Origin of the sequence: Phytohabitans aurantiacus (assembly GCF_027923225.1) — a bacterium.
In the GTDB taxonomy this organism is placed as follows: Bacteria; Actinomycetota; Actinomycetes; order Mycobacteriales; family Micromonosporaceae; genus Phytohabitans; species Phytohabitans aurantiacus.
Genome location: NZ_BSDI01000044.1, coordinates 18,673 through 32,807, shown reverse-complemented (window position 1 = coordinate 32,807; position 14,135 = coordinate 18,673). Strand labels below are relative to the sequence as shown.

The 14,135-nt window shown below is 71.6% G+C and carries 11 protein-coding genes; 6 read left to right on the top strand and 5 right to left on the bottom strand.

Going from position 1 to position 14,135, the window contains the following annotated elements:
- Positions 1–38: 38 nt before the first annotated feature.
- The 3 genes from QMG73_RS33370 to QMG73_RS33360 form a co-directional block, all read right to left on the bottom strand.
- Positions 39–2,414 carry a non-reducing end alpha-L-arabinofuranosidase family hydrolase gene (locus QMG73_RS33370; RefSeq protein WP_281902482.1) on the bottom strand — a complete coding sequence of 792 codons (2,376 nt, stop codon included), beginning with the start codon at positions 2,412–2,414 and terminating at the stop codon, positions 39–41.
- 338 nt (positions 2,415–2,752) lie between these two features.
- Entirely contained in the window at positions 2,753–3,730 is a 978-nt protein-coding gene (locus QMG73_RS33365; RefSeq protein ID WP_281902411.1) for a 2-dehydropantoate 2-reductase, read from the bottom strand.
- A gap of 35 nt (positions 3,731–3,765) precedes the next feature.
- The gene (locus QMG73_RS33360) at positions 3,766–4,773 is read right to left on the bottom strand and encodes an alcohol dehydrogenase catalytic domain-containing protein (protein ID WP_281902410.1); all 1,008 of its coding nucleotides are present in this window, start codon (positions 4,771–4,773) and stop codon (positions 3,766–3,768) included.
- 45 nt (positions 4,774–4,818) lie between these two features.
- Here QMG73_RS33360 and QMG73_RS33355 point away from each other — a divergent pair, with 45 nt between their 5' ends.
- Genes QMG73_RS33355 through QMG73_RS33345 form a run of 3 tightly spaced genes read left to right on the top strand, consistent with a single transcriptional unit; the run spans position 4,819 to position 7,916 of the window.
- Positions 4,819–5,976: a hypothetical protein gene (locus QMG73_RS33355; protein ID WP_281902408.1), complete on the top strand. Its 1,158-nt coding sequence runs from the start codon at positions 4,819–4,821 to the stop codon at positions 5,974–5,976.
- 5 nt (positions 5,977–5,981) lie between these two features.
- Entirely contained in the window at positions 5,982–6,761 is a 780-nt protein-coding gene (locus tag QMG73_RS33350; protein WP_281902405.1) for an SDR family oxidoreductase, read from the top strand.
- A gap of 21 nt (positions 6,762–6,782) precedes the next feature.
- Complete coding sequence (locus tag QMG73_RS33345) at positions 6,783–7,916, top strand: sulfotransferase family protein (RefSeq protein WP_281902402.1); 1,134 nt, start codon at positions 6,783–6,785, stop codon at positions 7,914–7,916.
- A 4-nt stretch (positions 7,917–7,920) separates the two neighbouring features.
- On the opposite strand, the gene QMG73_RS33340 is transcribed toward QMG73_RS33345, so the two are convergent.
- Positions 7,921–8,790: a TIGR03619 family F420-dependent LLM class oxidoreductase gene (locus QMG73_RS33340; protein ID WP_281902399.1), complete on the bottom strand. Its 870-nt coding sequence runs from the start codon at positions 8,788–8,790 to the stop codon at positions 7,921–7,923.
- A 19-nt stretch (positions 8,791–8,809) separates the two neighbouring features.
- Positions 8,810–9,469: an LppU/SCO3897 family protein gene (locus QMG73_RS33335; protein ID WP_281902395.1), complete on the bottom strand. Its 660-nt coding sequence runs from the start codon at positions 9,467–9,469 to the stop codon at positions 8,810–8,812.
- 177 nt (positions 9,470–9,646) lie between these two features.
- Between QMG73_RS33335 and QMG73_RS33330 the strand changes: the two genes are divergently transcribed.
- The 3 genes from QMG73_RS33330 (at position 9,647) to QMG73_RS33320 (ending at position 14,010) form a co-directional block, all read left to right on the top strand.
- Entirely contained in the window at positions 9,647–12,682 is a 3,036-nt protein-coding gene (locus QMG73_RS33330; RefSeq protein ID WP_281902392.1) for an AfsR/SARP family transcriptional regulator, read from the top strand.
- A 9-nt stretch (positions 12,683–12,691) separates the two neighbouring features.
- Positions 12,692–13,462: a helix-turn-helix transcriptional regulator gene (locus tag QMG73_RS33325; protein ID WP_281902389.1), complete on the top strand. Its 771-nt coding sequence runs from the start codon at positions 12,692–12,694 to the stop codon at positions 13,460–13,462.
- 116 nt (positions 13,463–13,578) lie between these two features.
- Positions 13,579–14,010 carry a nuclear transport factor 2 family protein gene (locus QMG73_RS33320; RefSeq protein ID WP_281902388.1) on the top strand — a complete coding sequence of 144 codons (432 nt, stop codon included), beginning with the start codon at positions 13,579–13,581 and terminating at the stop codon, positions 14,008–14,010.
- Positions 14,011–14,135: the final 125 nt, after the last annotated feature.

Below are 14,135 nucleotides of genomic sequence, written 5' to 3'. Positions count from 1 at the left end.
CGGCGTCGGACACCACCTCAGTCAGCAGCCCGTTTCTCCTAGCGCTGCAGGGTCAGGACACCCGGCCGCCACGGCAGCCGGTTGTAATCGCCTCCCGCGCTGGGGTTCTTGCCCTGGTACAGGAACTGGAGGTTGCACGCGTCGATGGTCTTGGTCTGGTCGGGGTTGTTGCGGACCAGGTCACCGTGGCTGATGTCGTTGGTCCACGTGGCGCCGCTGTTGGCCTTGCCGGCGAAGGGGTTGCTCTCGGTGGCGGCCTGCGGTGTCCACGTCCCGCTCAGGCTGTTGGACGTGAAGGAGCGGAAGTAGCGCTGCTCCTGGCTCCCTCTCGCCTCGACGATCATCAGGTACTGGTTCTGGCCCTGGACCTTGTAGACCTCGACCCCCTCGAACAGGTTGGCGACCGTGTCGGTCATGATCGTCGTGTACGACGAGCCGAAGCTGCCCGGGAAGTTCCCGATCGGCATGCTCGACCGGTAGATCTTGCCGTTGTCACCGGCGAAGAACAGGTACATGTTCTGGTCGTCGCCGATGAGGGTCTGGTCGATCACGCCATACGGGGCGTCGGGAAGGCTGGCGGTGGACAGCGTCTGTGGCGCGGACCAGCCGTTGGCGTTGGTCGGGTCGCTCGACGTCTTGTAGCTGAACGACGTCGGCCCCCACTGGTAGGCGAGCACCCAGATGTTCTTCGGGGCGAAGTACAACAGCGTGGGTGCCACCGTGCCCTGACCCATCGCGGTCTGGGGTGCCGAGGCCATGTCGGACCAGTTCGTAAACAGGCCGAAGTTCATCGAGCCATACGAACCCGCGCTCGAGACGTTCGACCCGTAGACCAGGTGCTTGCCGTTGTAGACGACGTTGGTGAAGTCCTTGAGCGACAGCCACCCGTTCTGCGGGTTTGCCAGCGCGCCGGTCGACGACCAGCGGTAGGTCGAGGGAAGAGCGCAGCCGCTCGGGGGCGGCGAGGATGGGGGCGGCGAGGACGGCGGTGGCGAGGACGGGGGCGGTGTGGTGGGGCCGCTCGTGAAGTTGGTCCGCCACTGCTGGTTGGTCTGCCCGTGGCAGTCGTACAGCTGGACCTGTTGCCCGTTGCCGGTGCCCCACACGTCCAGGCACCGGCCGGACTGCACGCCGCTGATGGTGCCGTTGGGGTTGACGTTCCACTGCTGGTTGGCGCCGCTGCCGCAGTCCCAGATGATGATCGCGGTGCCGTTGGCCGTGGCGGCGCCGCTGGCGTCCAGGCACTTGTTGCCGTACACCCGCAGCTGCTTGCCTGAGGTGTAGCTCCACGACTGGTTGCTCTGGCCGTGGCAGTCGTAGAGCTGTACACGCGTGCCGTTGGTCTGCGTAGCGTTGGGCACGTCGATGCACCGGCCGGACTGCACCCCGGCGATCGTGCCGGAGCCACCCGGCGGGTTGGGCGAGGTGCTCCCCGTCGGGCTCACGGTCGGCGAGGTGGTCGGCGCGACGGCGTTGAGGGCGTTGAGCACCGATGTGTAGGCGGCCTTCTTGTTTCCGTTGCCGTCGAAGAGCAGCGGGCTTTCGCCGGACCGCCACGAGTCGCTGTCACGCACGCCCCACACCGTGATCCCGACGCAGCGCGGCACGTTCAGGCAAGCCTGGGTCAACCCCGCGTACTGCGACGTGGACGCGTTGGTGACGTCGACCTCGGTCAGGGCCACGTCCACGCCGAGCGCGGCGAAGCTGGACAGCGTGGTCTGGAAGTTGCCCGGCAGCGAGCTGCCGCCGGTGAAGTGGGTCTGCAGCCCGACGCAGTCGATCGGCACTCCCCGGGACTTGAAGTCCTGGATCATGCGGTAGACGCCCTGGGTCTTGCCGTACGACCAGTTTTCGATGTTGTAGTCGTTGTAGCAGAGCTTTGCCGCCGGGTCGGCGTTGCGGGCGGTGCGGAACGCCACCTCGATCCAGTCGTTGCCGGTGCCTTGCAGGTTCGACGGGCGGCGGCTGCCGTCCTCGTTGAACGCCTCGTTCACCACGTCCCAGGCGACCAATTTGCCCCTGTAGTGCGCCATCACGCCGTTGATGTGGTCGATCATGGCCTGGCGCAGCGTGGAGCCCGACAGGCTCTGCATCCATCCCGGCTGCTGTGCGTGCCATGCCAGGGTGTGGCCGCGCACCTTCATCCCGCGTTGTGTGGCCCAGTTGTAGATCTGATCACCGGAGCTGAAGTTGAACTGCCCGCGCTGGGGCTGGGTGGCGTCGGGCTTCATCTCGTTCTCGGCCGTCACCATGTTGAACTCACGCCCGGCGATCGTGGTGTACGTCGAGTTGCCGAGCCGGCCAGCCGCGATCGCGGTGCCGAAGTACCGGCCCGACTGCGCGGCCGCCGCGCCCAGCGTGCTCTCCGCCGCGTTCGCCGACGGCATCAGCACCGCGGCGGTTGTCACCGCCATGACACCGACCACGCCGGTTACCAGTGCTCTGACGATGAGCGACCGGTTTCGCCGGGTCCCGCCGCGGTGGACGGGGGGACTGTTAGCAGCCACCTTGAGCTCCTTTTCTGAAAGATTTCGGAAAGGTTCACTGCGTCCGACAGCAGGTGTGGGTAGGTGCACGAGGGTCGGGCACGGTGTCGACGGTGATCGAGTTGTAGCGGTTCTTCCGGCGTGAGTCGAGGGGATTCCGGAAGTTTTTGCGCCGGAGTTAACATCGACGAACATAACTTGACACACATATGACGTATGACCTAAGTTGCCGCCAGGACGGCCCGTCTCCAAGAACCCGCGGTCGATTACGGGTACAGGTCGCGTTGGCGGGCGGCGAGCCGGGTGAGGCCGAGCAGGGCGTCGACGTTCGGGGTTGGCAGGCCCACGGCGGCGCCGATCTCTCGCACGACGGTGACCATCGCGTCGAGCTCGATCGGCCGGCCGGCCTCGGCGTCCTGCAGCATCGAGGTCTTGAAGGCGCCCAGCTTGCGGGTCACCGCGTTACGGTCGGCGGCGGTCTGCGCGATGGGGCACCCGATCCGCTCGCCGATCGCGGCCGCCTCGGCCATGACCGCCCGCACGAAGCCGTTGACCAGTTCGTCGTCGAGGATCCGGTCGGCGGTGGCGCCGGTGAGGGCCGAGATCGGGTTCATGGTCATGTTGCCCCACAACTTGTACCAGATGTCGTTCTGGATCCGCGGCGAGATCGTCACCGTGAACCCCGCCTTGCCGAACACCTCGGCCAGCGGGGCGATCCGCACGTCGGAGCCGCCGGCCGGCGCGCCGAGGATGAGCCCGTTGCCCGCGGTGTGGCGCGCCAGGCCGGGGGCCGTGACGCTCGCGGCGAGGTGCACGACGCAGCCGATCACCCGCATCGTGGGTACCGACGCGGCCACCGCCCCGGCAGGGTCCACCGACTTCAGGCGCAATCCGTCGTACCGACCGCCGAGCCCGTCGAAGAACCACCACGGCACGCCGTTGATCGCCGGCACCACCACCGTGTCGGGCCCGAGCAGCGGCGCGAGCGTGGGTGCGAGGCCGGGCAGCGCGTGCGCCTTGACCGTCAGCAGCACCACGTCGTGCGGCCCGAGATCGCCCGGGTCGTCACTGGCCGTGACGGGCCCGCCGATCAGCCCATCCGCCGTCTCGACCCGCCAGCCGTAGAACCGCAGGGCGTCCAGTGTGGCACCCCGCGCCAGCGCCGAGGTGGTGATGCCACTGGCGCTCAGCCGCCCACCGATGAGCCCGCCGACCGCTCCCGCTCCCACGACACAAACCCGCACCCAGCCATTCAACCAGCCGCGCCAGAAGACAGGCCCTAGGACAGCAGGACCACCGCGCGGGACTTCAGGGTGCCGGCGGCGACCGCGGCGTACGCGTCGGCGACCTCTTCGAAGGGGTACTGCTCGACCTCGACGCGTACCTGGCCCGCCGCGGCCAACGACACCACGTCTCGGGCGTCGGCGATCGTGGACCCCTGGAACGTGTAGACCTCGCCGTCGCGGGGCAGCGCACCGAACCAGCTCTTTTCCAGGCGCCCGCCCGCCGACCCCACGAGCCCGAACGCGCCACCCGCCCGTACCGCCGCCACGCCGGCCGCGATCGTCTCGTCGGTGCCGACGAAGTCCAGTACGGCGTCGAGCGAACGCAGACCGTCCACAGCGGACTGTGTGTCGTGGGCGCCGAAGTCGGTGGCGTACGCCAAGCGGTCGGGGTTGGTGTCGACGGCCACCACGCGGGCGGCGGTCAGCGCGCGCAGGAACTGCACCGCGAACGCGCCGAGCCCGCCGGCACCCACCACCGCGACGGTGCCGCCGGGCACGATGCGGGGGAGAGCGCGGCGCACCGCGTGGTACGCCGTCGCTCCGGCGTCGGTCAGCGGGCCGGCGGTGCGCGGGTCGAGGTCGCCGAGCGGGAGCAGGGCGCGGACGCTGTCGACCAGTACGTAGTCGGCGAGCCCGCCGTCGCGCCCGTATCCGCGGCCGGTCGCGCCCGCGGGACAGCAGTTGTCCTGGCCACGAAGGCAGTGCGCGCAGGTACCGCAGGAGGTCGGTGAGACGAGCGCGACGGCGTCCCCCTCGCGCACACCGGTCACGCCGGCGCCCACTCCCGCCACCCAGCCGGCCGTCTCGTGGCCGAGCGTGAACGGCATCCGCCAGCCCAGCCGCGCGCCGATCGCCTGCGGCAACTGCCGCATCGACAGGTCGGAGCGGCACAGGCCGCATCCCGCCACCCGCACCAGGATCTCGCCCGGACCGGGTGACGGAGCCGGGACTTCCACTGACCGCGGCTCCGCCGCCCAATCCACCATCCGGTATGCCCGCACGGACCGAGGCTACCGGAAATGTAGAACACGTTCTAGCATGGGTGCGTGCTGACTCAGCCCTTCGCCGGCGCGCTCGCCGAGGCCGAGCGGATCATCAGTGGCGCGCCACACGTGCGGACACCCCAGGACCTCGCCGAGGGCTACGACTACCTCGCCGGCAGCATCCGGGCCGCGATCCAGATGGCGTGGGCGTACGAGCGGGACTTCCCGTACTTCGTGCAGTCCACCGGCCCGTACACGAAGATGGGGCTGGACAACCCCGACACGCTGTACTTCCACGCGTGGTTGCGCGACGACGCCGAGTACGTCGTGACCGGCCGGCGCGGCACCACCACAGACCTCAGCTTCCAGGTGCTCAACGGCGACTACTCGCCCGTCGACGTGCCCGACAGCCTGGCCGCCTTCGACGATCGGGCCATCGAGATCGAGCCCGACGGCCGGTTCACGCTTCGCTTCGGGCCCGGCCTGCGCGGGCCGAACGCGTTTCCGCTCGCGCCCGGGTCCGCGATGCTCGTGGTGCGGGAGGTCTACAGTGACTGGTCCACGCAGCAGCGCGGGGTGCTGCGCATCCAGCGTGCCGACCGGATCGGTGAGGCGCCGAAACCGCTGACCCAGGACGCGATGGCCAAGCGGTACGGGGTCGCGGGAAAGATCCTCATCAGCCGGCTCAAGACGTTCCTCGCGTTTCCCGAGCGGTTCTACCTTGGACTCCCCGTCAACACGCTCACCGCGCCCCGGCTCACGCCCGGCGGCCTCACGACGCAGTACTCGTCGGTGGGGCACTACGACCTCGACGACGACCAGGCGATGGTGGTGACGGTGCCCGCGTCCGACGCGCCGTACCAGGGCATCCAACTCGGCAGCCTCTGGTACCTGTCGCTGGACTACATCAACCACCAGACCAGCCTCACCGCACACCAGGCGGTCACCGACCCTGACGGGCTGATCCGGTACGTCATCAGCGAGCGCGATCCCGGTGTGGCCAACTGGCTGGAGCGCACCGGGCACCGGCGCGGCTACACGCAGATCCGGTGGCAGCGGCTGTCGCGCGAGATGACACCGGCCGACGGCCCGCGCGTCGACATCGTGCCGGTCGACGACCTACCCAAGGAACTGCCGTACTACCAACGGATCGAGCCGGCCGCGTGGAAGGCCCGGATCGCCGCGCGGCAGGCGGCGGTGGCGACACGGATGCTGGGGTGAGAGGGATGCCGCTCCTTGATGGCAGGGTGGTGCTCGTGTCCGGCGTCGGGCCGGGGCTGGGACGGTCGATCGCGTTGCGCGCGGCCGCCGCCGGGGCCGACGTCGTGCTCGCCGCCCGCACGGCCTCCTATCTGGACGACGTGGCCAAGGAGGTGACCGCCGCGGGCCGCCGTGCGCTGGCCGTACCGGTCGACGTCACCGACGAGGCGGCCACCGAACGGTTGGTGAGCACGGCGGTCGACGCGTTCGGCCGGGTGGACGCCGTGGTGCACAACGCGTTCGCGATGCCGCCCATGCGCGACCTGACCAAAGTGGACCTCGACGTGCTGCGGCTCAGCTTCGAGACCAACGTGTTCGCCGCGCTGCGCCTGACCCGCATGCTCAAGCCGGTGCTGACCGAGGCGCGCGGCTCGGTCGTCATGGTGAACTCGGCGGTGCTGCGGCACTCCCGCCGCACCTTCGGACCGTACAAGATGGCCAAGGCCAGCCTGCTCGCCGTCGCGCAGAGCCTCGCGACCGAGCTCGGTCCGGCGGGTGTCCGGGTCAACTCGGTGGCGCCCAGCTACATCTGGGCCGACACGCTCAAGGGCTACTTCGCGTACCTGGCGAGCAAGCGCGGCGTACCGGCCGAGCAGGTGTACGAGGAGACGGCGGCGACCACCGACCTGCGCCGGCTCCCGGAGCCCGACGAGATCGCCGACGTCGTGGTGTTTCTCGCGTCCGACCTGGCCCGCGCGGTGACGGGGCAGTGCGTCGACGTCAACTGCGGCGAGTTCCACCACTGAAAACACAGAGGACGGTGCTCATTGGACCGGACGGATGTCGGCACGGTCGCCGACCTGCACGCGTCGGCGACGAGCCGCACGGGGCTGGACGACTTCGGCGACGGTGACCACGTCGAGGGCCTCACGGTGCTGCTGGACTCGTACGCCGCCGAGAGCTCGCTCACCCCCGCCGGCAGCAAGGCGATGCGCGGGTTCCTGCGGGGCGCGCTGATCGCCCGCCTGCTCAGCGAGACCGCCTGGCACCAGCATCCCGAGCACGCCGATGTGGCGATCACCCGTCCGGTGTTCGTGACCGGGCTGCCGCGTACCGGCACCACCGCGCTGCACCGGCTGCTCACCGCCGATCCGGCGCACCAGGGGCTGGAGCTGTGGCTGACCGAGGTGCCGCGCCCGCGCCCGCCCCGCGATACCTGGGACAGTGACCCCATCTTCGCGGCCATCCAGGATGGGGTGCGGCGGCACAACGTGGAGCGCCCGGAGTTCATGGGCATCCACCAGATCTCGGCCGACCAGGTCGAGGAGTGCTGGCAACTGCTGCGCCAGTCGATGATGTCGGTGTCGTTCGAGTGCCTGGCGCACATCCCGTCCTACTCCGGCTGGCTGGCCGATCAGGACTGGACACCCGCGTACCGGCGGCACAAGCGCAACCTGCAGCTCATCGGGCTGCCCGACGCGGGCCGCCGGTGGGTGCTCAAGAATCCCAGTCACCTGTTCGCGCTCGACGCCCTGCTCTCCGTGTACCCGGACGCGCTCGTCGTGCAGACACACCGCACGCCGCGCACGGCGATCGCCTCGGTGTGCAGCCTGACGGCCAGCGCGTCGGAGGGCTGGTCGACGGCGTTCACGCCGGAGGTGATCGGGCGCTCGCAGCTCGACCTGTGGGCGCGCGGGCTGGCGCGGTTCGCCGCGGAGCGGGCCCGGCACGCGCCGGACCGTTTCATCGACGTGTACTACGAAGAGTTCGTCGCCGATCCACTGGGGACGGTCGAGGGCATCTACGAGCGGCTGGGCACCACGGTGAGCGAGGGAGCACGCGCCGCGATGGCCGGGCTGCTCGCCGAGAGCGAGAACCGGCCCGGCCACCGTTACGCGCTGGCTGACTTCGGGCTCAGCGGCGAGCAGGTCGACGAGCGATTCGCGGCTTACGCCACCTGAGAAGCTACGCGAGCTGAGAAACGATCTCGTCGGCGAAGCGGCGCAGGCCGTCCTTTTTGGACTGGACGTCGGCGTCGAAGCCGGCTCCGTAGAGCAGCCACGGCACCACGATCGCGTCGGTGACGCCCGCCTCGGCCTGCTGCCGGTACCCGTCAAGGCCGAACCGGTCGACGCACACCGCCTGGATCTCGAAGTCGCCGGTGCGGCCGTACTCCTCGCGAAGCTCGCGCAGGCGCTGGATCGTCGCCTGAAGCTCCTTGAAGCGCATCATCGCGGACGACCAGCCATCGCCGGTGCGCGCCGCGCGGCGCAGTGCCGCCTCGGTGTGGCCGCCGACGTAGATCGGCACCGGCGCGGTCGGCGCGGGGCTCATCCGCAGCTTGCCGAACGCGAAGTGATGGCCGTTGTAGTCGACCATCCCGCCGCCCAGGATGAGCCGCAGCACCTCGATGGCCTCGTCGGCGCGGGCGCCGCGGTGCGCGAACGGCGCGCCGCACCACTCGAACTCCTCCGGCGTCCAGCCGAGCCCGACGCCCAGCCCGAAGCGGTTACCCGTCAGCGTGGCGACCGAGCCGACCTGCCGCGCGAGCAGCACGGGGTTGCGCGGGCCCAGCTTCAGCACCTGCGTGTAGAAGCGGATGCGGCTGGTGGCGGCGCCCATCGCGGCGGCGGCCACGAGCGGGTCGACCCACGGTGTGTCCTGATCCCAGAAGCGGCGCCCGTCCGGCGTGTACGGGTAGGCGGCGGCGACCTGCTCGGAGTAGAAGATGGAGTCGGGCAGCGCGATGGCGGAGTATCCGCACTCCTCTGCCTCGCGCGCCAACTCGACCATCTGTTCCGGCGGACTGAGTGCGATCCCGACCGTGAACTTCATCGCCAAACTATAACGCGTTCTACTTGACTGGCGCGATACACAGGATGAAGTCGTCCTTGGTGCCGATGGCGCCGTCCTGGTACAGGGACTCGGTCGCGCCGGTGTCGGCGCACGCGCTCTCGGCGGTCGTGCCGTCCTTGCGCAGCAGCACCTGGTACGCGCCCGCAGCGGTGCACTCGGCCGCGCGCACGTCGTTGTCCGCGTTGATCGTCAGGCAGTCGCCCTTCTTGTACTTGCCGATGTTGCCCTGGATGTCCTCCTCGGCCGAGGGATCCGCACCCGCGTCCGCGGTCGTGGAGGTGTCGGGCAGTTTGAGGTCGTCGGCGGTCAGCGCGACGATCAGTCCACCGCCGACGCAGAGCAGCAGCAGGACGCCGGCCGCGATGCCGACGATGAGCAGGGCCTTGCCGCCGCCGCTCTTGCGAGGCGGTGGCGTCGGCGCCGCGTACGGCGGCTGCTGCATCGGGTCGGCCTGCGGCGCGTAGGCGGGCGACGTGGGTTGAGGCGGCTGCTGGGCGTAACCCTGCCCGAAGGCGGGCGGCTGCCCGGGGGCCGGCGGCTGCGGCCACGCCGCCGTCGCCGGCGGGTACTCCGGCTGCTGTTGATATCCAGGCTGCTGCGGATATTCAGGCTGCTGTCCGTGGCCGCCAGATGACGAGCCGTAGTACGTGCCGCCCATGGATCAAAGGTCCTTCCCGTCGACAAAACAAAACGGCCGGGTATCCGGGCGTATGCCTCCCGGATACCCGGCGTGTCGTGCCCCCCGGCCACGAGCGATAGGAGTTTGGGGCCAGCCGCCACATGCCCGCCACACAGCGGCCACATGAGACGGTGCGACACGGTACGGTGTCCTGTCGTGAGGTTCGGCGTACTCGGACCGCTGCTGGTACGGGACGCCGAGGGCGCCGAGGTCGTACTGCGCAGCCGGCACGAACGCACCCTCCTCGCGGTGCTGCTGGTGCGCGCCGGCCGGGTCGCGCCGGTCGAGCGCCTGGTCGAAGCGCTCTGGCCCGACCGGGTGCCCGCCTCGCACGCCTCCAACCTCCAGACCTACGTGTCGCGGCTGCGCGACCGGCTGTCCGATGTGTCCATCGAGCACCGCGACGGCGGCTACCTGCTGCGGGTCGACGCCGACCAGCTCGACCTGCTGGTGTTCCGGCGCGAGGTGGCCGCGGCCCGGGCGGCGCTCGCCGCGGGTGACGCGGCCGGCGCGGTCGACCGGTTCCGGCTCGGGCTGGCCCAGTGGCGCGGGCGGCCGTTCGCCGACCTGCCGGCGCTGGAGGGCATCGCCCGCACCTGGGAGGCCGAACGCCTCGACGCGGTCGAAGACCAGGTCGACGCCGAGCTTACGATCGGCGAGAGCCTGCCCGAGGTGGTGTCGCGCCTGCACGGCCTGGTCGCCGAGCACCCGCTGCGGGAGCGCGTGCACGGCCAGCTCATGGTCGCGCTGGCCCGGGCCGGGCGGCGCGCGGAGGCGCTGTCGGCGTACCAGAACGCCCGCGATGTGCTGGTCGCCGAGCTGGGGGTCGAGCCGGGCAGCCGGCTGCGCGACCTGCACCGCGCGATCCTGCGCGGCGACGACCCCGCGCCGGTGGCGCCGGCCGCCTCGCGGGCCTGGGCGCCGGTCTGCCAGCTCCCGCCCGCGTTGCCCGGCTTCGCCGGCCGCGACGAGCTGCTCGACCAGGTGGCCGCGCTGCTCACCGCGGAGAGCGGCGTGCCGGTCGTCGCGCTGTCCGGCCAGCCAGGCGTCGGCAAGAGCGCGCTCGCCGTCGTCGCCGCCCATCGGGTACGCCCGGCGTTTCCGGACGGGCAGCTCTACGCCCACCTCGCGGGCGCGTCCGCCGCCCCGCGCGACCCCGACGCGGTCCTCGCCGACCTGCTGCGCTCGCTCGGCACGCCGGAGTCCGCGATCCCGCGAGGGCTGCCCGCGCTGACGGCGGCGTACCGGGCGCGGCTCGCCGATCGGCGGGTACTGGTCGTGCTCGACGACGCCGCCGACCCGGAGCAGGTGCGGTCGCTGGTGCCCGGTACGCCCGGCAGTGCGGTGCTCGTGACCAGCCGGTGGCGGCTCAGCGGCCTCATCGACGCCCGGCACGCCCCCGTCGAACCGCTCACCGACGCCGAGGCGGGCCAACTCCTCGCGTACGTCGTGGGCGCCGACCGCGTGGCGGGGGAGCGGGTGTCGGCCGGCCGGATCGCCGCCGCCTGCGGCAACCTGCCCTTGGCGCTGCGCATCGCCGGTACCCGGCTCGCCACCCGGCCGTGGCGGCTGCGCGCGCTGGCGGACCGCCTCGACGACGAGCGCCGGCGCCTCACCGAACTCGCGGCCGGCGACCAGCAGGTGCGCGCGGCGCTGGCGCTCAGCGTGCGGGCGCTGTCGGCGCGGGCGCGGGCGGCGTTCGCGCTGCTCGGCCTGGTGGGGCCGGCGAGCTTCGCCGCCTGGGCGGTGGCCGCGCTGCTGCCGGGAGACCCGGACCCCTCCGTGATCAGGGCGTCCCTCACGTCGTTAGAGCGACATCAGGGACGCCCTGATCATGCGGAGGCGGAGGCGATCCTCGACGAGCTGGTCGAGGCGAGCCTGGTCGAACCGGTCGCGGCCGACGGCGAGCCGCGCTACCGCATGCACGACCTGCTGCGGATCTACGCCGACGAGCTGGCCGCCGCCGATCCGCGGGCCCGCACGGCGGCGCGGCGCCGGCTGCTGGCGGCGGCCGTCGCCCGCGCGGACGCCGCGGCCGCGCGCCTGCCACGCACCTTGACCTGGTACCGGCCGGCGGGGGCGCCCGGCGGCGAGCTCGAACCCTTCGAGTGGTTCGACGGGGAACTTGCCTTCCTCACCGCCGCCCTCGACGTGGCGGCCGACGAGCCCGTCAGCGCCGTCGCGCTCGCCGAGCGGCTCGCGCCTTATCTGTGGGCGCGCGGCCGGTGGGCGGAGCTGCGCGCCGTGCAGCGCTGCGCCCGACTGGCGGCCGAGCGGCTGGGCGACGACCGGGCCATGGCGCGCGCGGAGTTTCTCGCCGCGGTGCTCAGCCTGGTCTGCGGCGACCTGCCCGAGGCCGCCGCCGGTTTCGCGCGCAGCCGGGGGCTGTTCGAACGGCTCGGCGACCCGCACGGCGTGGCCTGCGTGCTGAGCGACGAGGCGGTGCTGCACGGGCTGCAGGGCCGGCACGACGACTCGGCGCACGCCGCCCGCCGCGCCGTGGAGGTCTTCCGCGCGGAGGCCGACCCGATCGCCGCCGTGCTCGCCTCACCGGCGCTGTCAGCGGCGCTGCGCGGCCTCGGCAGGCTCGACGAGGCGCTCGACGCCGACCGGACCGCCGTCGCGGAGGCGCGCGCCCAGGGAGCTGCCGAGCTGGTGGTCGCCCGAGCGCTGAACTCGCTCGCCGTCACGCGGCTGGTGCGCGGAGAGGCGCTGCTGGGCTATCAGGCGGCGGCCGAGGCGGTGGAGCGGCTGCGCGGCGTCGGTGACCGGTATGTGCTGCTGGCGGCGCTGCGGCATCAGGCATCGGCGGCCGCCGGGCTGGGACGGCGGCGGGAGGCGGTGCGGCTGCTGGAGGAGAGCCACGACCTCGCCGTCGAGCTGGGCGACCGGCTGTGGGCGACCGGGCTGGCGCGAGACCTGGCGGTCAGCTGGATCGGCGACGGGCGGGCCGCGGCCGCCGTGCCCGTGCTGAAGCGCTGCCTGGCCACGTATGACGAGATGAACGTGCGATCCGCGAAGGCTGCCACGCTGGACATGCTCGCGCGGGCGTATGACGCTTTGGGCGACGGCGTGGCGGCACGCGACGCGCGGCGTGGCGCGGGCGCGCTGAGTGACGGCATCGACGCGGGGACGCCCGCGCTATCGAAGATCATCCTTAGTCTCGCCGAGAATGTCGGTGCGCGCGGGTAGCGTCTGCACGTGAACCGTACCGATCGGCTGTACGCCCTGGTGGAGGAGTTGCGGGCGGTGTCGCCGCGCCCGCGCAGCGCGCACTGGCTCGCGGCGCGCTTCGAGGTCGACGCGCGCACGATCCGGCGCGACATCGCCGCGCTGCAGCAGGCCGGCGTGCCCATCTACGCCGAGACCGGCCGGCTCGGCGGCTACGTGGTCGACAAGCAGCACACGCTCCCGCCGGTCAACATCACGCCGCGCGAGGCGGTCGCCACCGCGATCGCGCTGCGGGCGCTCGAGGGCACGCCGTTCGTCGACGCGGCCCGCTCGGTGCTGCACAAGCTCCTGGCCGCGATGGCGGGGCGCGATGTCGAGACCGCGCGCGAGGTCGCCGCGCGCATCCACCTCGCGGCGCCGCCGGGCACAGAGCCCGGACCGCCGCGCCACGTGCTGCGCGTCGCCGAAGACGCGGTGGTCAGCCGGTCCGTCCTGTCCATCGAGTACGTGGACAAGCACGGCACGCCGTCCCAGCGGCTCGTCGAGCCGGTGGCGCTGCTCGGCGAGGGCAAATTGTGGTACCTGGTGGGGTGGTGCCGGTTGCGCGGTGACGAGCGGGAGTTCCGGCTCGACCGCGTGCTCAGCGCGGCGACCACGCCCGAGATCGCCCCCTCCCGGCCGATCGATCCCGGCCGCCTGCAGGCCGCTCACCCGCCCGCGATCCGCCTCGACTTCTCCGAAAACGCGGACAGGACGGTGTCCGCGGCCACCACAACGATAAGAGGCGTCCGTAACAGGTGAGCGAGTGAGCTGGCGCGGCGGCGCCTGGACTGAGGAGCGAAGCGACGAGGGAAGGCGTCGCCCTTTAGCGCCGCGCGATCGAGCGAACCAGCAAGCTCAGTGAGGGAGCTGCCGCGATGACCGTCAACCCCAACCACCACTCGTCGTACGCCGCCGACAACCGGGGTGCGCTCTGGGAGCGGTGGATGGCGCTGCGCAACGGTGACCTCGCCCAGGCTGAGAGCCTGGTGGCGCCGGCGCTGGCCCTGCACATCCCGGTTCTGGGCCGGGCCACCGACCGGCCCGGCGGCCGGCTGGCACTGATCTCCTGGATCTCCGCGCTGCGAGCCGCCTTCCCCGAGGCGCGGCTCGCGGTGCAGGTCGGCCCGATCATCAGCGGCGACCTGATCGCGGGCCGCTGGGCGTGCGTCACCGAGGCGGCCACCTTCACGGGCACCGACATCATCCGGCTCGCCGCCGGCCGGGTCGTGGAGTTCTGGGTCAACCACGACGTGATCGGCGAGGCCCTGCCGGTGCCCGAGCATGGAGCGCTCTGCTCGCGTACATAACATCGAGGTGCGTTGTTTTCACGTGCCCGTCAACCGCGCCTTTCTGTCCCTAATGTGGGAGTAAAGGCGTGGTTGACGGGCCGATTGAACCGTTGCTTGACACCCTGATCACACCGTCCTACCCT

Bases quoted from the DNA above. Each gene is read 5' to 3' on its own strand.
- QMG73_RS33340 (WP_281902399.1), bottom strand. From the start codon at position 8,790: ATGAAGTTCACGGTCGGGATCGCACTCAGTCCGCCGGAACAGATGGTC.
- QMG73_RS33320 (WP_281902388.1), top strand. From the start codon at position 13,579: ATGACCGTCAACCCCAACCACCACTCGTCGTACGCCGCCGACAACCGG.
- QMG73_RS33335 (WP_281902395.1), bottom strand. From the start codon at position 9,469: ATGGGCGGCACGTACTACGGCTCGTCATCTGGCGGCCACGGACAGCAG.
- QMG73_RS33350 (WP_281902405.1), top strand. From the start codon at position 5,982: ATGCCGCTCCTTGATGGCAGGGTGGTGCTCGTGTCCGGCGTCGGGCCG.
- QMG73_RS33370 (WP_281902482.1), bottom strand. From the start codon at position 2,414: ATGGCGGTGACAACCGCCGCGGTGCTGATGCCGTCGGCGAACGCGGCG.